Annotated in this window: 15 protein-coding genes; 9 read left to right on the top strand and 6 right to left on the bottom strand. The window is 64.8% G+C overall.

Annotated elements, in window-relative coordinates; genetic code table 11:
• The first annotated feature begins 207 nt into the window (after nucleotides 1-207).
• Nucleotides 208-549, top strand: coding sequence for a hypothetical protein (locus X268_RS02745; RefSeq protein WP_128923508.1), 342 nt, complete (start codon nucleotides 208-210; stop codon nucleotides 547-549).
• Here X268_RS02745 and X268_RS02740 read toward each other — a convergent pair.
• Nucleotides 523-4,647 carry a bifunctional diguanylate cyclase/phosphodiesterase gene (locus X268_RS02740; RefSeq protein ID WP_164937487.1) on the bottom strand — a complete coding sequence of 1,375 codons (4,125 nt, stop codon included), beginning with the start codon at nucleotides 4,645-4,647 and terminating at the stop codon, nucleotides 523-525. The two genes, X268_RS02745 and X268_RS02740, sit on opposite strands and share 27 nt — an antisense overlap.
• A gap of 307 nt (nucleotides 4,648-4,954) precedes the next feature.
• On the opposite strand from X268_RS02740, the gene X268_RS02735 reads away from it, so the two are divergent.
• From X268_RS02735 to X268_RS02725, 3 genes are read left to right on the top strand one after another with little or no spacing between them, the layout of a single operon-like run.
• Nucleotides 4,955-6,007 carry an Ldh family oxidoreductase gene (locus tag X268_RS02735; RefSeq protein WP_128923506.1) on the top strand — a complete coding sequence of 351 codons (1,053 nt, stop codon included), beginning with the start codon at nucleotides 4,955-4,957 and terminating at the stop codon, nucleotides 6,005-6,007.
• A gap of 21 nt (nucleotides 6,008-6,028) precedes the next feature.
• Nucleotides 6,029-7,396 (top strand): LLM class flavin-dependent oxidoreductase, encoded by a 1,368-nt coding sequence (locus X268_RS02730; RefSeq protein WP_128923505.1) that lies wholly within the window; start codon nucleotides 6,029-6,031, stop codon nucleotides 7,394-7,396.
• 15 nt (nucleotides 7,397-7,411) lie between these two features.
• A complete protein-coding gene (locus X268_RS02725; protein WP_128923504.1) occupies nucleotides 7,412-8,197 on the top strand; it encodes a fumarylacetoacetate hydrolase family protein in 786 nt (261 codons plus the stop codon).
• A 115-nt stretch (nucleotides 8,198-8,312) separates the two neighbouring features.
• Here X268_RS02725 and X268_RS02720 read toward each other — a convergent pair whose 3' ends face one another.
• A complete protein-coding gene (locus X268_RS02720) occupies nucleotides 8,313-8,768 on the bottom strand; it encodes an Lrp/AsnC family transcriptional regulator (protein ID WP_128923503.1) in 456 nt (151 codons plus the stop codon).
• A 153-nt stretch (nucleotides 8,769-8,921) separates the two neighbouring features.
• Between X268_RS02720 and X268_RS02715 the strand changes: the two genes are divergently transcribed.
• A complete protein-coding gene (locus tag X268_RS02715) occupies nucleotides 8,922-12,371 on the top strand; it encodes an indolepyruvate ferredoxin oxidoreductase family protein (RefSeq protein WP_128923502.1) in 3,450 nt (1,149 codons plus the stop codon).
• Nucleotides 12,372-12,445: 74 nt separating this feature from the next.
• A complete protein-coding gene (gene iaaH, locus X268_RS02710; protein WP_128923501.1) occupies nucleotides 12,446-13,864 on the top strand; it encodes an indoleacetamide hydrolase in 1,419 nt (472 codons plus the stop codon).
• Nucleotides 13,865-14,017: 153 nt separating this feature from the next.
• On the opposite strand, the gene X268_RS02705 is transcribed toward iaaH, so the two are convergent.
• Entirely contained in the window at nucleotides 14,018-14,929 is a 912-nt protein-coding gene (locus tag X268_RS02705; protein WP_128923500.1) for a LysR family transcriptional regulator, read from the bottom strand.
• Nucleotides 14,930-15,062: 133 nt separating this feature from the next.
• Between X268_RS02705 and X268_RS02700 the strand changes: the two genes are divergently transcribed.
• Genes X268_RS02700 through X268_RS02690 form a run of 3 tightly spaced genes read left to right on the top strand, consistent with a single transcriptional unit; the run spans nucleotide 15,063 to nucleotide 18,315 of the window.
• Entirely contained in the window at nucleotides 15,063-16,214 is a 1,152-nt protein-coding gene (locus tag X268_RS02700; protein WP_128923499.1) for an HlyD family secretion protein, read from the top strand.
• Between the two features lie 3 nt (nucleotides 16,215-16,217).
• Nucleotides 16,218-17,828 carry an MDR family MFS transporter gene (locus X268_RS02695; protein ID WP_128923498.1) on the top strand — a complete coding sequence of 537 codons (1,611 nt, stop codon included), beginning with the start codon at nucleotides 16,218-16,220 and terminating at the stop codon, nucleotides 17,826-17,828.
• A gap of 25 nt (nucleotides 17,829-17,853) precedes the next feature.
• Entirely contained in the window at nucleotides 17,854-18,315 is a 462-nt protein-coding gene (locus tag X268_RS02690; protein ID WP_128923497.1) for a carboxymuconolactone decarboxylase family protein, read from the top strand.
• Nucleotides 18,316-18,427: 112 nt separating this feature from the next.
• Here X268_RS02690 and X268_RS02685 read toward each other — a convergent pair whose 3' ends face one another.
• The 3 genes from X268_RS02685 to X268_RS02675 all read right to left on the bottom strand — a co-directional run bounded on the left by X268_RS02685 (nucleotide 18,428) and on the right by X268_RS02675 (nucleotide 20,889).
• Nucleotides 18,428-19,288 (bottom strand): D-amino-acid transaminase, encoded by an 861-nt coding sequence (locus X268_RS02685; protein ID WP_128923496.1) that lies wholly within the window; start codon nucleotides 19,286-19,288, stop codon nucleotides 18,428-18,430.
• A 164-nt stretch (nucleotides 19,289-19,452) separates the two neighbouring features.
• Nucleotides 19,453-20,184, bottom strand: a complete 732-nt coding sequence (locus X268_RS02680) for an amino acid ABC transporter ATP-binding protein (RefSeq protein ID WP_128923495.1) — start codon at nucleotides 20,182-20,184, stop codon at nucleotides 19,453-19,455.
• 12 nt (nucleotides 20,185-20,196) lie between these two features.
• The gene (locus X268_RS02675) at nucleotides 20,197-20,889 is read right to left on the bottom strand and encodes an amino acid ABC transporter permease (RefSeq protein WP_128923494.1); all 693 of its coding nucleotides are present in this window, start codon (nucleotides 20,887-20,889) and stop codon (nucleotides 20,197-20,199) included.

Here is a 20,889-nt window from a genome sequence, read left to right as displayed (position 1 = left end):
CCCGCCGTGCGTCCAAACGGCTAGAATGCGTGCTCGTTGCCGCTGCCGGCCTATCGCCGACGGCCGCATTTTGCGGCATCGCCGACGACGAGGTCGCGATGCCTGGCTCTGCCGGCTGCGAGAGCCGATTTCTCCTGATGTCAGGACCACAATCGAATCCGCGTAGCGATCTGTCATCACGCGCGGATTCAAGGGAGTATCGACCGAATGCATCAGGCTGCCCGCCTGGAGTTCGAACGCGTGATGGAGGAGTTCGTCCGCTGGCAACTCGTGCCGACGGATGAGCGTTCGCCCGCGCCTGCCTGGTGGTGGGGGCCTGCGATGACCGTGGTCGACGACCAGGAAGCGATGAACTTCGCGTGGTGCCGCGAACTCGGCTTGCACGAAGGCACGAGCTTTGCCGAGGGGGCGCGGACGATTCTCGCGCTGTTCGTCGAACAGACCTCGCTGACGGGGCCCCAGGATTTTCCGAGCAAGGCCGAGGGCGGCGAGCACGACGTCCGCGAGCTGCACCCGCAGCCGTCAGACGACAGCGCGTTTCAGCCGTGACGCTGCCGCCTCCGTGGCTTCGTTGACGGCAACGTCCGGCTCCGGCTGGAGTGGCGGGGCGATAGGCAGCGCCATCGGCCGCAGCAAGTCCGCCATCTGTCGTGCCGGCAAGGGCTTTGAGATCAGGAAGCCCTGCATCTCGTCGCAGCCATGGGCGCGCAGGAACGCCTCCTGCTCGGCGTTCTCGACACCCTCGGCGACGACGGTCATGCCGAGCGCCTTGCCCATGCTGATGATCGCCTGCGCGATCGCCTGGTCTTCCGAATCCTGTGGCAGGGCCCGCACGAAGGAGCGGTCGATCTTGATGGTGTCGATCGGAAAGTGCTTCATCAGCGACATCGAGGAATAGCCGGTGCCGAAATCGTCGATGGCGAGGCGAATGCCGCGGCTCTGGATGGCGTCGAGCACCTTGAGCGCGCGACCGACATTGCGCATCATCATGCTCTCGGTGACTTCGAGCTGGAGCAGCACCGGCGACATGCCGCTGGCCGCGAGCGCTTCGTCGACGTCCTGCAACAGCTGCTCGTCGGCGAACTGCCGCGGCGACAGATTGACCGCCATCGACAGCGGCAGCAGGCCGCGGCGCTGCCAGGCCATCGCCTGCGCGCAGGCTTCGTTGAGCACCCAGCGGCCGATCGGCACGATCAGCCCGGTTTCCTCCGCGAGCGGAATGAATTGCGCCGGGGAGACGTTGCCGAGCTCGGGATGGGTCCAGCGCAGCAGCGCCTCCACGCCGGTGATCTGGCCGGTCTCCATCTCCACCTTGGGCTGGTAGTTCAGTGAAAACTGCTCGCGCTCCAGCGCCCGGCGCAGCGCGCTCTCCAGCGACAGCCGTTCGATCGACTGCGTCTTCACTTCCTTGGAGAAGAAGCGATAGCCGTTCTTGCCGTCCTCCTTGGCGAGATACATCGCCATGTCGGCGTTCTTGGTCAACGTCTGTGCGTCGGAGCCGTTGGCCGGATACATCGCGATGCCGATCGAAGCCGTGGTGTGGCACTCGTGCCCGGCCAGTTCCATGGGTTGGGCGAGCGCGGTCAAGAGCTCGGTCGCGATGCGCTGAACGTCGTCGATCTCGCCGCACTGGTCGAGGATCACCACGAACTCGTCGCCGCCGAGCCGCGCCACCACGTCGCTTGCCCGCAGCGCCCTGCGCAAACGGTTCGCCACCTCGAGCAGAAGCAGGTCGCCGGCCTCGTGCCCCAGCGAATCGTTAATGACCTTGAAGCGGTCGAGGTCGATGAACAGCACCGCAAAGCGGTGATCGTGGCGCTCTGCCGTGTCGATCGCCTCGCGCAAGAGCCCGTTGAAGGTCTCGCGATTCGGAAGGTCCGTCAGGCTGTCATGCGAGGCGAGGTACTCGATCCGCTCGTCCGCCTGGTTTTTGGCGTCGGCGCGGTCGAAATTCTCCATCGCAAAGGACACGTTGTCGGCAAGACGCTGCAACAGCTCGACGAACTCGGCCGTGAAGGTGGCCGGTTCGGTCGACATGTAGATCATGACGCCGACCGCCTGGTCGTGCACGACAAGCGGGAACGCCGCGCCCGAGCGCGCGCCGTCGCCGCGCACGATGGCGTGGAAGGCGCTCACGCGCTGGTCGTTGAGATAGTCGTTGCTGATGCAGGGCTGGCGCGTGCGGAACGCCGTGCCGCTCATTCCGCGCCCTTCGGGCCGTTCGGGGTCGATGGACAGACGGACGTTGCGCGTGGTGTCCGCGGACGGGCCTGCGCTCGCCACGATCTCCAGCTGATCGCTGTCGGCCTTGGCCAGCGCGATCGTGGTCGAGGTGAACTTGGCGCCGTTCGAGGCGGCGAGACACACGAGGTCGAACAGCTCGGCGCGCGACTTCGCCCGCATGATCGCCTCATTGGTCGCGCTCAGGGCCGCGAACATGCGCGTCAGCCGTTCCTTCTGCGCCTCGGTGCGGGCCTTCTCCTCGGCGCGATCGAAATTGTCGAGAGCAAAGGAGACGTTCTCGGCGAGGCGTCCGAGCAACTCGACCAGGTCGGGCGTGAACGTGTTCTCTTCGGGCGCGAGGAAAAGCAAGATGCCGATCGGCTCCTGGCCTGCCCTGAGAAGCGGGAAGCTGGCGGCAGCCCGCGTTCCATCCTCACCCGCCTTCGTCCGCCAGTACATCGAGCGCGGTTCGTTCAGATAGTCGTTCATGACGCTGGGCCGGCGGGTCCGCAGCGAGGTCCCGATGATGCCCTGGCCCTCGGGATGGCCGGCGGAGATATTGCAGGTCCGTTCGGCCATCCGCTCCTGCAGACGCCCCTTCACCGCGACGACGCGAACGAGCTCCTTGTCCTTGTCGATGAGGCCAATCGTGGCCGAGGCGAACACGTCGCCGAGGACGGCAGCCTGGCAGGCGGCTTCGAACAACTCCTCGCGCGTCTTGGCGCGGATGATGGCTTCATTGGTTGCGCTCAGCGCCTCGAACATTCCGCTCAGGCGATCGCGCTGCTTGTCCGCCAGTGCCTTCTCATCGGCCCGATCGAAGCCTTCGAGCGCGAAGGCGACGTTGGCCTGGAGCTTGCTCAGCAGCTCGACGAATTCATCCGTGAAGGTGCCGAGCTCCGGAGAGTTGAACAGGAACACGCCCTCGACCCGGTTGCCGCTGAACAGCGGCAAGGCCGCAGAGGATACGATGCCGTTCCGGCGGGCGCTGGCGTGCCACGGCGCGATGCGGTCGTCCGCGAGTACGTCGTTGCTGACGGCGGGCTGGCGCGTGCGGTAGGCGGTGCCCGTCAGTCCGCGACCTTCCGGCACCTGCTCGGAGATGGAGAATTTGAAGTTGCGAACCTCGTTCGCGTTCGGCCCGTAACAGGCGACGACGCGCAGCAGCTCGGCCTCGCGGTCGACCAGAGCGATGTTGGCCGAGGTGAATTTGGCGCCCTTGGCCGTCGCCTCGCAGACGAGGTCGAACAACTCGGTGCGCGAGCGGGCACGCAGAATTGCCTCGTTGGTGGCGCTGAGCGCGGCATACATGCGCGCCAGCCGCTCCTCCTCCGCCGCAATTCTGGCCTTCTCGGACTCCCGGTCGAAATTCGCGATCGCGAACGAGACGTTCTCCGCCATGCGCAGCAGCAGCGCGACGATCTCCTCGTCCTTGGCCCAGGAGCGGCTGATGAAGAACAGGAGCACGCCGACGCTTTCGCCGCGCTTGATCAGCGGCGCGACCACGCAGGCGGCCACGCCGGTATTGACGTTGGCCTGCTCCCACGGCGTGCCCCTGGTACGGCTGGCGAGATCGGACTCGACGACGGCTTTCTGCGTCCGGAACACCTCGCCGGAGATGCCCTTGCCGTAAGGATTTTCCGGGTCGACCGAATAGCGCGCCTGGGTGACGAGCTCGAGGTTCTGCCCGGTGGCCGCGACAGGCTTCATCCAGTGCGAATCCGGCTCGCGCAGCAGCACGATGGTCGCCAGCGATTTGCCGCCGTGAACCGAGGCGTCGCACACGAGCTGGTACAGCTCCTGCTCGGTCTTGGCGCGCAGGATGGCTTCGTTGGTGGCGCTGAGGGCGCCGAACATGCGGTTGAGCCGCCGCGTTGCGCGCTCGCTGGTCTGCTGCGCAGCCTCGCGCGCAAAGTTGTCCAGTGCATAGGAAATGTTGGCCGACATGCGCTCGAACAGCGAGACCATCTGGTCGTTGAGCGAATTGGCCTCGCGACGGGTCACCAACAACACGCCGACACCCTTGCCGTTGCAGAGCAACGGCAGCGCCGCAGCCGCGCCAATATGAGCCGCGGCTGCACCCTCGCGCCAAGCCAGGGAGCGCGGATCATTGAGATAGTCGTTGCTGATGCACAGCTTCTGATCGCGAAACGCCTCGCCCCCGACACCCGATCCTTCGGGGGTGCCGGCTTCCGTCGTGATCAGGATTGTGCGCAGGCGCGGAATGTCGTCGCCGGAGCCGGCCGCGAATCGCAATCGGCGTCCGTCCGGTTCGACCAGGAACACGGCGACGGCCAGGAAGTCCCCGCTGGAAAAGCCGGCGTCGCAGACCTTCTGGTACAGCTCGTCTGGCGATTTCGCATAGAGGATCGCCTCGTTGATGGCGCTCAACGCCGCAAAGGTGCGCGCGAGTGTCGTCGGCACGATCTCAGCTCCCGGGCATTTCTGCCTATTTCTCCCGGTGGCGTTATGAACGGCCATCGCCTAAGTGGTCGTTATTGCGCGGTGCAAACCCGCGATCAAAGTGAACGAGCTGCGAATAAGAGACGCCAAACTGTCGAAAATACCGCCGCGCGGCACGAGTCTTTGACGAAAGGCGCGCTCTCGTTACGAATTTGCAGCCCTGTATTGGTTTACGGGAGATTGATATCGCAGCTGCGCTTTGAGACGATGGCACCCAATGAGCAGCCCGTTAAGGGCACCAATCCGAGGGAACGCCAAGGGGAACGCCATGCCGATCGTCAAGGCCGATCGCCTCACGCGCATCAGCGCCGCCCTGCTCCGCGCCGCCGGAGCCTCGGAGGAAGAGGCTGACGCCGTTGCGATCGGCTGCGTCAACGCCAATCTAGCCGGCCACGATTCCCACGGCGTGATTGCCGTTCCCACCTATATCGACCGCATCAAGGCCGGCCACATCGTGCCGGGCGCCGAATGGTCCATCGTCCAGCAATCGCCGACCACGACCGTGATCGACGGCCATTGGGGCTTTGGTTTCCACGTCAACGCCAAGGCGATGGCGCTGACGATCGAGAAGGCAAGGACGGCGAACGTCGCGGCGTGCACGGTGTTCCGCCAGAGCCATGTCGGCCGCCTCGCCGCCTATCCCCTGATGGCGATGCGCGAGGGCATGATCGGGATCGCGACGGCGGATTCGGGCCGCTCGCCGAAGCACGTGGCGCCGTTCGGCGGCAAGGAGGCGCGGCTCGGCACCAACCCGATCTCGATCGCCGTGCCGTCCGATCTCGACGCGCCGTTCTACCTGGACATGGCGACCTCGGCGGTCGCGGCCGGCAAGATCCAGCTCGCGGTCGCGCGCGGCGAGGAGATTCCGACGGGATGGATCATCGACGCCGAGGGACGGCACACCACCGATCCCACGCAGTATCGCAGGGGCGGCGCGCTGCTGCCGCTCGGCGGCACCGAGGGCTACAAGGGCAGCGGCCTTGCGGCCATGGTTGAGGTGCTGTGCGGCCTGCTCACCGGTCTCGGCTTCGGCGTCGAGCCGACGGGGCGGCACAATGACGGCTGCTTCATGGCGGTGTTCAATGTGGCCGCGTTCCGGCCGCTGAAGGAGTTCAAGCGCGAGGTCGCCGAGTTCGCGCGCTATCTGAAATCGACGCCGCCCTCCGAGGGCAGCACAGGCGTCTACTATCCCGGCGAGATCGAGGGCCTGCGCGAGCAACAGCGCCTGCGCGACGGCATCGAGATCGAGGATGCCACCTGGGAGAAACTGCGCGCGCTGGCGCGCGAGTACCGGCTCGACACCGTGCTCGATCTGGCCTGACGGAATGTGGAGAGCAGCAGCATGACGCGACAGATGGTCCTGGTCGGCTTCCTTCAGGCCCAGAACTGCACCAACCTGCCGAGCTCATGGCGGCATCCGGACTCGCGCGACGATTCAATGTCCGCCGATTACTATCAGGAGATCGCCGGAATCCTGGAAGCCGGCAAGTTCCATATGGCCTTCTTCGACGACCGCCTGGCGATGCCGGACCGCTACGGCAACGATCACGCCCATACCGTCGAGTACGGCATCCGCTGCGTGAAGATGGATCCGCTGATCGTGCTGACCACGATGGGCATGGTGACCGAGAAGCTCGGTCTCGGCGCGACCTGCTCGACCACCTATTACGAGCCGTTCGACGTTGCCCGCCGCTTCGCGACGCTCGATCTGATGTCGGGCGGACGCGCGGGCTGGAACGTCGTTACCTCGCTCAATGACGGAGAGGCCCTCAACATGGGCCGGGATTCGCATCCCGAACACGACTCTCGCTACGACCGCGCCGACGAGTTCATGGAGGTGGTGCTCGGCCATTGGGACACCTGGGAGGACGGCGCCCTCATCATGGACAAGACAAGCGGCCGCTTTGCCGATCCCACCAAGGTGAAGCGGCTCGATCACAACGGGCCGGCCTTCAAGTCGCGCGGGCCATTCACCGTGCCGCGCTCGCAACAGGGCCATCCGGTGATCATCCAGGCCGGTGCATCCGGCCGCGGCCAGCGCTTTGCCGGCCGCTGGGGCGAGGTGATCTTCACCGCTGCGCGTAATCTCACTGCTGCCAAGGACGGCTACGCGGCCGTGCGCAATCAGGCCGCCAAAGCCGGCCGCGATCCCGACCAGATGTTCCTCTGCAATCTGACGACGCCGGTCTGCGCCGCGACCAAGGCCGAGGCCGAGGACAAGATGGCGCTGATCAACAAGCTGCCGCTCCAGATCGACGCCCTGTCGCTGCTTGCCGAAGCCCTCAACTATGACTTCGCCTCCAAGGACCTCGACGAGCCGCTGACGACGGACGAGTTGAAGAGCATGCAGGGCATTCTGGGCATCCGCGACGGCGTGCTGAAGACTTCGGGCAAGAGCAACCCGAGCGCCCGCGACTTCGTCACCTTTTCCGGCCGCGGCCAGGTCCAGGACGCCATGGTCGGCGGTCCCAAGGAGATCGCGGACAAGTTGGAGGAAATGTTCGTCGAGCGCGGCTGCGACGGATTTGTCATCGCGGCAACCTACGTCCCCGGCTCCTACACTGATTTCGTCCGGCATGTCGTGCCGGAGCTGCAGCGCCGCGGCCTGTTCCAGAGGGACTATCGCGGCAAGACGCTGCGCGAAAACCTCGGTCTGAGACGGCCCGCAGCCGGCGACTGGAAGGTGCAGCCGCGCGATGCGGCGGAATGATGGCGGGAATAGAATATGCGCTGGCTGAAATTTACCGAGACAGGCAAGACCTCGTGGGGGATCATCGAGGGCGATAGGGTCATCGCAGTCGAGGGCGATCCCTTCGGCGAATGGCAGCGCACCTCGCGCACGCATCCGCTGGCGCAGGTGAAGATCGAACTGCCGCTGATCCCCCGCACCTTCTATTGCGTCGGCTTGAACTATCTCAAGCACCTGAAGGAAGCCGCCGACAAGCGCGGCGAAGTGCCGGCCGTGCCAGACCGGCCCGAGATCGGCTACCGCGCCCAGAATGCGCTGATCGCGCATGACGAGGACGTCATCATCCCCTCCTTTGCGACGGACAAGATTCATTACGAGGGCGAGCTCGTCGTCGTCATCGGCAAGAAGGTGAAGCACCTCACCGAGCAGAATGCGATGGAGTGCGTGCTCGGCTACACCATCGGCAACGACGTCAGCGAGCGAAGCTGGCAGAAGGCCGACCGCAGCCTGTGGCGCTCGAAGAACGCCGACACGTTCAAGCCGATGGGCCCCTGGATCGAGACCGAGGCTGATCTCGACACAATGGAAACGGTCGTTCGCGTCAACGGCAGGGAGACCAACCGCTTTCACACGAACGACATGATCTTCGGCGTGGTGCCGTTCCTGGTCGAGCTGACCAAATATTTCACGCTGTGGCCCGGCGACGTGATCTGGATGGGCACGGATGGCGCCTCACCCGATATCAAGCACGGCGATGTCGTGGAGATCGAGATCACGGGCGTCGGCACGCTGCGCAACAGGTTCGTGCGGGAGGGGCGGTGACAGCCCCGTTGCAAGGTGCCGTGGGGTGGGCAAAGCGAAGCGGGCCCACCACCTCTCTCGATCCGGGAGAGATCGTGAGCACGGCGCAAGAGCGCCTTTGCCCACGGGACCTTCATCAAAACGGCAGGGCCACGCTGGTCTTGATCTCCTTCAGCACCACGTTGCTGCGGACATAGCGGATGCCGGGGATGCGGAACATGAACTCGTCGAGGAAGCGGTTGTAGGCCGCCATGTCCTGCACGACGACGCGCAGATGATAATCGGCATCGCCCGTGGTCGCAAAGCACTCGAGCACCTCGCGTCGCCTGGTCACCCGCGCGACGAACTCGTCGACGAATTTCGCGTCATGCCGTTCCAGCGAGACGTGGAGAATGGCCGACATCGTAAATCCCGCCTGCTCGCGCCCGACCAGAGCTGCATAGCCGCGGATGACGCCGCTCTCTTCCAGCGCCCGCACCCGGCGCCAGCAGGCCGAGGTGGACATGCCGACCTCGTCGGCCAGTTGCTGGTTGGTGGCGCGGCCATCCTTCTGAAGATGGGCGAGTATTCGCGTGTCCTGCTCTTCAATCATGGAAGCCTCCCAACTCGGGAACCTCTACCAAACTTGATCGCATTCCGCAAAATTCTACCGGATTTGTGACCTATGAGGAACAAAAAGGTAAGACCTACCAGCCTCGCAGGCATAACCTTCCATCACAGGACAGGGTGCCGCGCGAGGTCCGCCATGGACGCCATTCCGTCGCTCGACGTTTATGAACTTTCCGACCGCTACGAGCGCGAAGAGGGCCGCGTCTTCCTCACGGGAACGCAGGCCATCGTCCGCATCGCGCTCGATCAGATCAGGCGCGACCGTGCAGCCGGCCTCCACACCGCCGGCTTCATCTCCGGCTACCGGGGCTCGCCGCTCGGCGGCATCGATCTCGAGCTCTGGCGCATCCAGGAACGGCTGAAGCGGGACCGCATCGAGTTTCTGCCGGCCGTCAACGAGGACCTCGCGGCGACCGCGGTGCTCGGCTCGCAGCAGGTCGAGACGCAAGACGACCGACAGGTCGATGGCGTGTTCGGGCTCTGGTACGGCAAAGGCCCCGGCATCGACCGCTCCGGCGATGCGCTCAAGCATGGCAATGCCTACGGCTCCTCGCCGCATGGCGGCGTGCTCGTCGTCGCCGGCGACGACCATGGCTGCGTCTCCTCCTCGATGCCGCACCAGTCCGACGTCGCCTTCATGAGCTGGTTCATGCCGACGCTGCATCCGGCCGATGTCGGCGAATATCTCGCGTTCGGGGAATATGGCTACGCGCTAAGCCGCTTCTCCGGCATGTGGGTCGGCTTCAAGGCGATCTCGGAGATCGTGGAGTCGGGCGCGTCGGTCGCGCTCCACCCGCCGCGCAGCTTCCGCACGCCCGATTTCATACCACCACCGGGCGGCCTGCACTATCGCTGGCCAGATTTGCCGGGCCCGCAGATCGAAGAGCGGCTGGAGGCGAAGAAGCACGCGGTCTACGCCTTCGCAAAGGCCAATCCGATCGATCGTCACATCTACGACATTCCGGACGCCACCTACGGCATCGTCACCACAGGCAAGGCACATCTCGATCTGATGGAGGCGCTGCGACTGATGGGCCTCGATGAGGCCGCCTGCCGCAGCATCGGGATCGACGTCTACAAGGTCGGCATGGTCTGGCCGCTGGCGCTGCACGACGCCATGGCGTTCGTGAAAGGCAAGCGCGAGATCCTCGTGGTCGAGGAGAAACGCGGCATCATCGAAAGCCAGTTCAAGGAATATTTCTACGACTATCCCGGAGCGAAGCCCGAGCGCATGGTCGGCAAGCACGACGAAACCGGCGCACGGCTGATCTCCTGGATCGGCGAATTGTCGCCGCGCGCCCTCGCCGGCGTGCTGGCGCGCCGGCTCGATCCGATGTTCCCGGGCCTCAATCTCGCCGCGCGTGCGGCCGCCCTGATGCCGGAGGCGGCGCGCACGATCAATGTCTCCGGCGCCACGCGCACGCCCTATTTCTGCTCGGGATGCCCGCACAACATTTCGACGAAGGTGCCCGAGGGATCGAAGGCGCTGGCCGGCATCGGCTGCCATTTCATGGCGAGCTGGATGGACCGGGAGACCTCCTCGCTGATCCAGATGGGCGGCGAAGGCGTGAACTGGGCAGCGTCGTCGCGATTTACCGGGCACAAGCACGTCTTTCAGAACCTCGGCGAAGGCACCTACTACCACTCCGGCTCGATGGCGATCCGGCAGGCGATCGCGGCCAGGGCCAATATCACTTACAAGATCCTGTTCAACGACGCCGTGGCGATGCCCGGCGGCCAGCCGGTCGACGGCCCCATCAGCGTCCATGCGATCGCGCACAGCGTCCGCGCCGAAGGCGTGACGCGCATCGCGCTGGTGTCGGATGATCCCGCGCAGTTCGCGCCGTCCGACCTGCCGGCCGGCGTCACCATTCATCCGCGCGAGGAGATGGACGCCGTGCAGCGCGAGCTGCGCACCATCCCCGGCGTCTCGGTCCTGATCTACCAGCAGACCTGCGCCACGGAGAAGCGACGCCGGCGCAAGCGTGGGCAGATGCCCGACCCCAAACGCTTCGCCACCATCAACGATCTCGTCTGCGAAGGCTGCGGCGACTGCTCGGTGGAATCCAACTGCCTCAGCGTCGAGCCGAAGGAGACGCCGTTCGGCCGCAAGCGACAGATCAACCTGTCGGCCTGCAACAAGGATTTCTCCTGTCTCAACGGCTTCTGCCCAAGCTTCGTCACCGTCGAAGGCGCCACGCGCCGGAAGAAGGCCGCGAGCCAGATCGACGCAGTCGATCGCGCCGCCACGCTTCCCCTGCCCTCCTCCATATCGCTCGACCGCCCCTACGACCTGCTCGTGACCGGGGTCGGCGGCACCGGCGTGATCACAGTCGGCGCACTGATCGGCATGGCCGCGCACCTCGAACGTCGTGGCGTCTCGGTGCTCGACTTCACCGGCTTTGCGCAGAAATTCGGACCCGTGCTGAGCTACATCCGCCTCGCGCCAGACCCCGAAGCCCTGCACCAGGTACGCATCGACCAGGGCGCAGCTGATGCGCTGATTGGCTGCGATCTGGTCGTCAGCTCATCACCGAAGGCGTCCGGAACCTATCGCCGTGGCACGCGCGCCGCCGTCAACACCGCGGAGATGCCGACCGGCGACGTCGTCCGTTTCCGCGACGCCGATCTCGCCTCCGCCGCTCGCCTACGCGCGATCGGGCAGGTCATCGGCGAGCACAATCTCGGCACCATCAATGCCAACGCGCTGGCCGAACGGCTGCTCGGCGACACCGTCTATGCCAATATCATCATGCTCGGCTTCGCCTGGCAGCGCGGGCTGGTGCCGATCTCGCTTGCCGCGCTGCTGCGCGCGATCGAGCTCAACGGCGTCGCGGTCGAGCGCAACAAGCAGGCCTTTGCCTGGGGCCGGATTGCGGCTTCCGATCCCGATTTCCTGCCGAAGGCGAGCGACATGCCTGAGGTCGAGACGCTCGACCAGATCATCGACCGTTGCGCCGACTTTCTCACCGCCTATCAGGACAGTAGCTATGCGGCACGTTATCGAGCGACCGTCGCAAGGGTTCGCCATGCCGAGGCTGCCCTGAACAGCGAGGCCCTGACCGAGACGGTCGCACGCGCCCTGTTCAAGCTGATGGCCTACAAGGACGAGTACGAGGTGGCGCGGCTGCACATGCAGAGCGGTTTCCTCGACGAGCTGAAACGCGAATTCGAGGATGGCTTCACGGTCCAGTATCACCTCGCCCCGCCGTTCCTGCCGTCGCGGCGCGACGCACGCGGACGTCCGCGCAAACGCGCTTTCGGCCAGTGGATCCAGATGCCGCTCGCCATGCTCGCGCGCCTGAAGCGGCTGCGCGGTACGCCGTTCGATCCGTTCGGCTACGCCTCCGAACGGCGCGCCGAGCGCGAACTGATCGCCTGGTATGAAGCTCTGATCGAACGGATGCTCGGCGAACTCGACACGGCGCGTGTTCCGGATCTGGTCGCGATTGCAAAGGCGCCGATGGAGATCCGCGGTTATGGCCCGGTCAAGGATACCGCGATCGTGACGACGAAGGCGGAGGTCGGACGGCTGCTTGATCAACTCCGCGCGCGAACGCCGGTCGGGATGCGCGCCACCGGTTGACGCGGAACCGACGAGGCCTCAGCCTCCAAGCCCGAGGGGCGCCCTGACGGCACCCGCCAACCGGGTAATGCATCATGGATTTCGACCAGTTGACCCTGAGCCAGGCCGCAGCCGACCTCCGCACCGGAACAGTCACGAGTACCGCACTCACGACGGAGGCTCTGGCCCGCGCCAAGACCAACGCCGATCTCAATGCCTTCGTCACGCTGGACGAGGCCGGTGCCCTGGACGCCGCCGCAGCCTTCGATGCCAAGGGCGACAGGGCCCAGCCGCTCGGCGGTGTGCCGGTCGTGATCAAGGACAATATCGAGGTCGCGGGACTGCCTTGCAGCGCCGGCACGCCGGCGCTCAAGCGCTACGTTCCCAAGGTCGACGCTCCGGTCGTGGCAAGGCTGCGCGCTGCGGGCGCGATCATCATTGGCAAGACCAGCATGCATGAGCTGGCCTTCGGCATTTCCGGCTACAACACGGCGTTCAAGACCGGCGCCGAGTTCGGCGTCCGCAACGCCTATGACCGCGCCCTGATCGCCGGCGGCTCCTCGTCCGGAACGGGCGCGGCGATCGGCGCGCGCATCGTCGCGGGCGGACTCGGCACCGACACCGGCGGATCGGTCCGTGTGCCCGCCGCGCTGAACGGATGCGCCTCGTTGCGCCCGACCATCGGGCGGTATCCGCAGCAGGGCATCGCGCCAATCTCGCATACGCGCGACACCGCCGGCCCGATGGCCGCGACCATGGCCGATGTCGCACTGCTCGACCGCGTGATCGCAGGTGGCGATGCGCTCGCGGCGGCCGACCTGAAGCAGGTTCGGATCGGCATCGTGAAGACGATGTTGACCAATCTCGATGCCGACACCGAAGCCGCCTTCCGGGCCGCGATCGCGCAGATGAAGGTACACGGCATCGGGATCGTCGAGGTCGAGATGCCGCAGCTCGCCGAACTCAACGGCCGGGTCGGCTTCCCCGTCGCGCTGTATGAAGCCTATGACGACATGGTCTCGTATCTGAAGCACACCGGTACGGGCCTCACCATCGAAGCGCTGGCAAAGGATATCGCGAGTCCGGACGTGAAGGGTACCTATGACGGCCTCGTCATCCCCCGCAAGCTGCCGGGGCCCGGCGGCACGCTGGTCGATGCCAAGCCGATCTATGATGCCGCCATCAAGACCGCGCGGCCCGTGCTTCAGGCCCTCTACAGCGATACGTTTTCGGGCAATAGGCTCGACGCCATCGCTTTCCCGACCACGCCGCGCGTCGCGATCGCCTCCAACCCGGACTCCAGCAGTCTCGAGAACTTCGGGCTCTTCATCCAGAACACCGATCCCGGCAGCAATGCCGGCATTCCCGGAATCCAGATCCCGATCGCATTCGGCGCCAGCAGCAGATTGCCGATCGGGATTGAGCTCGACGGCCCCGCCGGCAGCGACCGCCGCCTGCTCGCGATTGGCATGGCACTCGATGATGTGTTCGGGCGGCTGCCGCCGCCACGTTGACGATCTTCTAAGGGCGAGCAAAGCGACTTGTCCGCCGAAGCTCGAAGAGCGCAGGCGGAAGCGTGCCCACGTTGTCTGTCCAATCATTGAGAGATCGTGGGCGCGGCGAAGGCGCCTTTGCCCACCTTACGGCACGGCCGCTGCCGGCGCGGCTCATGAATAGGGATTGATCAGCTTCTGCTGCTCGGCACTGTGTTGCGCGAGCATATCGATAAAGGTCCTGACCTTCGCCGACAGGTGATGCCGATGCGGATAGACCGCGTTCATCGACAGCTCGACCGTCCGATATTCCGGCAACAGGCGTACGAGCCGGCCGGCTTCGAGATCGTCCTGAATGAGAAACCCTGCCATCAGGCACACGGCCGCCCCCTCCAGCGCGACCTTCCGCAGCGCTTCACCGCTGTTGGTGACGAAGCTGCCGGAGATGCGTACCGAAGCTGGCGCGCCCTTGCGATCGAGGAAGCGCCACTCGTCGCCAAACGGATAGTTCAGGTGACGACCGCAATTATGCGCGGTGAGCTCGTCGAGCTTCTGCACCCGGCCGTGCTTCTCGATGTAATCGTGGGAGCAGCACAGCACATGACGCCAGGTCGCGAGACTGCGCACGATCAGGCTCGAATCCGGTGGCGGGGTCATGCGCAGGGCAACGTCATAGCCTTCCTCGATGAGATCGACGTCGGCCTCGCCCATGCGCAGATCGATCTTGAGCTCCGGATAGGTCGAGAGCAGTTTCGCCGCAATCGGCGCGACGAACGGCACCATGTGCGTGGCGACGTGGACACGCAACGTGCCGCGGGGCACCGACTGCAATTCGCTGGCGATGTCGTCGGCCTGTTCGAGATCGGCGAGAATCTGGGTCGAGCGGTCGTAATAGGCCTTGCCGATTTCGGTGAGGCTGACCTTCCGCGTGGTCCGGTTGAGCAGGCGTACGCCGAGCCGGTCCTCCAGCGCCTGGACGTGGTTGCTCACCATGGTCGTCGACATGTTGAGCCGGCGGGCAGCGGCGGAAAAGCCGCCGTTTTCGACCACGTGGACAAAGGCGGTGAGGCTGGTGAAGCGGTCCATGGCCCTGATTATCCGCTTCTACTGGATAATGCTTCCATAAATTCCAATATTATCACGAAGATCGGGACAGCGCATCTACGGAGCACCAGCCGCCCACGGTTCAGAACGGGCGTCCGGGAAATCCGAGGATGCCATGTCGAACGCTTCTTATGTCACTGAAACCAATTGGAAAATCAGCCTGCGCCTGTCCCGGCTGGCGATCCGGCGAGCAGCGGCCGGCCTGGCGCTGACGATCGGCATCGCGGTGGCCGGCGACTATGGCTACGACTATCTGAAAACGGGCCGCTACCTGGAATCCACCGACGACGCCTATGTGAAAGCGGACTCCACGATCATCGCGCCCAAGGTTTCCGGCTATATCGCCAAGGTGCTGGTCGGCGACAACGAGACGGTCAGGGCGGGCCAGACGCTGGCCAGGATCGACGACCGCGACTTCAAGACGGCGCTCGACCAGGCGAGGGCCGACGTCGCCGCTGCCGAAGCCTCGGTGCGCAACATCGACGCCCAGCTCGAACTGCAGCAGCCGATCATCGAGCAGAGCACGGCCGATGTCACGGCAGCGAGCGCTAATCTCAAATTCGCGCAGGAAGAGCGCGCCCGCTACGACGATCTGATGAAGTCGGGCTCGGGCACGATCCAGCGCGCGCAGCAGACCGACGCAGCGCTGCGCGCCAGCAGCGCGCAATTGCAGCACGCCAAATCCGGCCTCGTCGCCGCGCAGCGCAAGGTCGACGTGCTCACCACCCAGCGCGCCCAGGCCGCGGCCCAGCTCGAACGCGCCCGTGCCGTCGCGCAGCAGGCGGCGCTGAACCTGTCCTATACCGAGATCACCGCGCCGGTGGACGGCACGGTCGGTGCCCGTAGCCTGCGGGTCGGCCAATACGTCCAGGCCGGCACACAATTGATGGCTGTGGTGCCGCTCGATGCGGTCTACGTCGTTGCGAACTTCAAGGAAACCCAGCTCACCCATGTGCGCCCCGGCCAGCCGGTCGAACTGCACGTCGACAGCTTCCGCAACAAGACCCTGCGCGGCCATGTCGACAGCCTGTCTCCGGCCAGCGGGCTCGAATTTGCGCTGCTGCCGCCGGACAACGCGACCGGCAATTTCACCAAGATCGTGCAGCGCGTTCCCGTGAAGATCGTGCTCGACGACCACAGCCTCACCGGCCTCTTGCGCCCCGGCATGTCGGCCGTGCCGACCGTGGACACCAAGCAGACAGTGCTGGCGGAGCGCGAGACGGCCAGGCGCCTCGCCGACAACATGTCCCGCGCGAATGGCGGCTGAGCCATGAGCGCGCTCCAACCGACCGTCAACGCCGCCGCCAGTCTCCCCGCCCCCGCTGCACCCGCCGCGCCGGCGGTGTCCGCAAAAACCTGGATCGCGGTGATCGGCGCCACCCTTGGCGCCTTCATGGCAGTGCTGAACATCCAGATCGTCAACGCCTCGCTCGCGGACATCCAGGGCGCGATCGGCGCCGGCATCGACGACGGCGGCTGGATCTCGACGTCCTATCTGGTCGCCGAGATCGTGGTGATCCCGCTCTCCGGCTGGCTCGCGCAGGTCTTCTCGATCCGGATTTATCTTCTCACCAACGCGGTCCTGTTTCTGCTGCTCTCGGCGGCGTGCGCGCTCGCCCAGGACCTGCCGCAGATGATCGTGCTGCGCGCGGTGCAAGGCTTCACCGGCGGCGTCCTGATTCCGATGGCGTTCACGCTGATCATCACACTGCTGCCCCGCGGCAAGCAACCGGTCGGTCTTGCGCTGTTCGCGCTGTCCGCGACCTTCGCCCCCGCGATCGGCCCGACCATCGGCGGCTATCTCACCGAGAATTTCGGCTGGGAATACATTTTCTACGTCAACCTCGTCCCCGGCGCGATCATGGTCGGCATGCTCTGGTACGCGCTGGAGGCGAAGCCGATGAAGCTCTCGCTGTTACGCGAGGGCGACTGGGCCGGCATCATCACCATGGCGATCGGGCTGTCGGCGCTCCAGACCGTGCTGGAGGAAGGCAACAAGGACGACTGGTTCGGCTCACCTTTCATCGTCAAGCTCTCCGTGATCGCGGCCGTTGCGCTGACCGCCTTCCTGATCATCGAGTTGACGGTGAAGAAGCCGTTGCTCAATCTGCGCCTGCTGCTCCGCCGCAATTTCGGCTTCGGCATGCTCGCGAACTTCCTGCTCGGCGTCGCCCTGTACGGCTCGGTTTTCATCCTGCCGCAATATCTGTCGCGCATCCAGGGCTACAACGCCGAGCAGATCGGCATGGTGCTGGCCTGGACCGGGCTGCCGCAGCTCGTGCTGATCCCGCTGGTGCCGCGCCTGATGCAGAAATTCGACGCGCGGCTCGTGATCGGCGTCGGCTTCGTTCTGTTCGCGGCATCCAACTTCATGAACATCTACATGACCAACGACTACGCCGCCGACCAGCTATTGTGGCCCAATGTGGTCCGCGCCATCGGCCAGGCGCTGGTGATGGCGCCGCTGTCGGCGGTCGCAACCGCAGGCATCGAACCGGAGAATGCGGGCTCGGCCTCCGGCCTGTTCAACATGATGCGTAATCTCGGCGGCGCCGTCGGCATCGCGCTGCTGCAAACGGCCCTGACCAAGCGCGAGCAATATCACTCGAACGTGCTGATGCAGTCGGTCTCGGTGTTCGAGCAGGCGACGCGGACGCGACTGGAACAACTGACGCAATATTTTGTCAATCACGGCGTTCTCGACCGTGCGGACGCCGCGCATCGCGCCTATGTGGCGATCGGCCATACCGTGCAGAAGCAGGCCTATATCCTCGCCTTCAGCGACACCTTTTACCTGCTCGGCATGACGTTGATCGTGGCGCTCGCCGCGGTCCTGTTCCTGAAAAAGCCCGGCCAAACCTCGGCCGGTGGCGCCCATTGACGTCACCCAGCAAAGGAGAACGACGATGAAACCCCGCATGAACTACTATCAGGCCGCGCCCGATACGATCAAAGCACTGTTGGCGCTGGAAGAGCAGATCCAGTCGACGGGCCTGGAAAAATCACTGATCGAGCTGGTCAAGATCCGGGCTTCGCAGATCAACGGCTGCGCCTTCTGCATCAACATGCACACCGAGGACGCCCGCAAGCGCGGCGAGACCGAGCAGCGCATCTATTTGCTGAATGCCTGGCGCGAATCCCCGCTCTATTCCGACCGCGAGCGCGCGGCGCTGGCCTGGACGGAATCGGTGACGCTGATCTCAGAGACGCATGCGCCGGACGACGTCTACGAACAGGTCCGCGCACAATTTTCCGACGCGGAGACGGTGAACCTGACCATGCTGATCGGCGCCATCAACGCCTGGAACAGAATCGCGATCGCGTTCCGCGCGGTGCATCCGGTGAAGGTGAAGGCGTCGGCGGCGTAGGCAGCCACGTCCACGCAAGTACAGATCGTCATGCGCGGGCTTGACCCGCGCATCCATCTAAGACGATCTTCTGACTTGTGATGGATTGCCGGGTCAAGCCCGGCAATGACACTCAGACCGCCGTCGCCTTGGCGAACTCCACATAGATTTCGCGCAGCCGCGTTGCCATCGGGCCGGGCTTGCCGTCGCCGATCTTCTTGCCGTCGATTGCGATCACCGGCTGCACGAAGGACGAGGCCGAGGTGATGAAGGCTTCCTTGGCGGCGAGCGCCTCGGCGACCGTGAAGGAACGCTCCTCGACGCGAAGCTGGCGTTCCTCCGCAAGCGCGATCACGGCCTTGCGGGTGCAGCCGGGCAGGATCGCGTTGGAGTTCTTGCGCGTAACGATGACGTCGTCCTTGGTCAGGATGAACGCCGTGGAAGAGCCGCCTTCGGTCACATAGCCATCCTGCAGCATCCAGGCCTCGCCGGCACCGGCTTCCGCCGCGGCCTGCTTCGCCAGCACCTGCGCCAGCAAGGCCACGCTCTTGATGTCGCGACGTTCCCAGCGGATGTCGGGCACGGTGATCACGTTGATGCCGGTCTTTGCGACGGGAGCGTTGATGATGTCCTTCTCCGAAGTGAACATCACCAGGCTCGGCTTGACGTCGGCCTTGGGGAACGGGAAGTCGCGGCCCTTGTCGGCGCCGCGGGTCACCTGGAGATAGACGAGGCCGTTCACAACGTTGTTGCGCGCGATCAGCTCCTTCTGGAGCTCGGTGATGCGCTCGACGGTCTCCGGCAGCTTGAGCTTGATCTCGCCGACCGAACGCTCCAGCCGCGCCAGGTGCGAGGCGTTGTCGACCAGCTTGCCGTCGAGCACGGCCGAGACCTCATAGATGCCGTCGGCGAACAGGAAGCCTCGATCGAGGATGGAGATCTTGGCGTCCGAGAGCGGGACGAATGAGCCGTTGACGTAGGCGATCGGATCCAAGGCAGGTCTCCTGGCGAGAAGGGGGAATTTGGCGCGCTTATACGCCAGTTGAGAGCGTCGATCACCCCTCGTTTCGTCATTCCAGGGCATTCGCAAAGCGAATGAGCCCGGAATCTCGAGATTCCGGGTCTGGTCCTTCGGACCAGCCCGGAATGACGACAGAGTCAGTGCGACAGAATCTTCGACAAGAACTTTTGTGCACGGTCGCTGCGCGGCTTGCCGAAGAAGTCGTCCTTCGGGGCGTCCTCGACGATCTCACCGCGATCCATGAAGATCACGCGGTTGGCGACCTTGCGGGCAAAGCCCATCTCGTGGGTCACGACCATCATGGTCATACCCTCGCGGGCGAGATCGACCATGACGTCGAGCACCTCGCTGACCATTTCCGGATCGAGCGCGGAGGTCGGCTCATCGAACAGCATGACGATCGGGTCCATCGCGAGCGCACGGGCGATGGCAACGCGCTGCTGCTGGCCGCCCGAAAGCTGCGCCGGAAATTTCTGCGCCTGCTCCTTCAGGCCGACGCGCTCCAGGAGCTGCATGCCCTTGGTGACCGATTTGTCGTGCCCGCGGCCCAGCACCTTCTCCTGGGCGAGGCAGAGATTGTCGATGATCTTGAGGTGCGGAAACAGCTCGAAATGCTGGAACACCATGCCGACGCGCGAGCGTAGTTTCGGCAGGTTGGTCTTGGGATCGTTGACCTTGGTGCCGTCGACCAGGATGTCACCGCTCTGGAACGGCTCCAGCGCGTTGACGCACTTGATCAGCGTCGACTTGCCAGAGCCCGAGGGGCCGCAGACCACGACGACCTCGCCCTTGGTGACGCTGGTGGTGCAGTCGGTCAGCACCTGGAAGGTCGGGCTGTACCATTTGTTGACGTGGCTGATTTCGATCATGGCCGACACGCTCTATCGAATGATGGCGATGCGCGCCTGCAGGCGGCGAACGCCGAAGGACGCGATACAGGAAATGGTGAAGTAGACGACGGCTGCGAACAGATACATTTCGACGAGGCGCCCGTCGCGCTGCGCTACCTTGCTCGCCGCTCCCAGGAAGTCCGTGATCGACAGGACGTAGACCAGCGAAGTGTCCTGGAACAGAACGATGGTCTGCGTGATCAGAACCGGCAACATGTTGCGAAAAGCCTGCGGCAACACGACGTAGCGCATGGTCTGGGCATAGGTGAGCCCCAGTGCGCTGGCAGCTGCCGGCTGCCCGCGCGAGATCGACTGGATGCCCGCGCGCATGATCTCGGAGAAATACGCCGCCTCGAACATGACGAAAGTGATGAGCGAGGAAGCGAACGCGCCGACGCTGATCGGGCGCGAGGCGCCGGTCAGCCATTGCCCGATATAGGGCACCAGGAAGTAGAACCAGAAAATGACCAGCACCAGCGGCAGCGAGCGCATGAAGTCGACATAGAGGCCGGCGATGCGTCCGAGGGTCTTGTAGCCGGACAGGCGCATCAGCGCGAGCGCCGTGCCGAAGATGAGGCCGCCGAGGGCTGCGAGCCCCGTCAGCGTCAGCGTGAACGTCATGCCCTCGTAGAACAGATAGGGCAGCGCGCGGCGGATGACATCGAAATCGAAATTGCCGAGCAT

It is taken from the genome of Bradyrhizobium guangxiense (assembly GCF_004114915.1).
In the GTDB taxonomy this organism is placed as follows: domain Bacteria; phylum Pseudomonadota; class Alphaproteobacteria; order Rhizobiales; family Xanthobacteraceae; genus Bradyrhizobium; species Bradyrhizobium guangxiense.
This window is presented reverse-complemented; position numbering and strand designations above follow the sequence as displayed.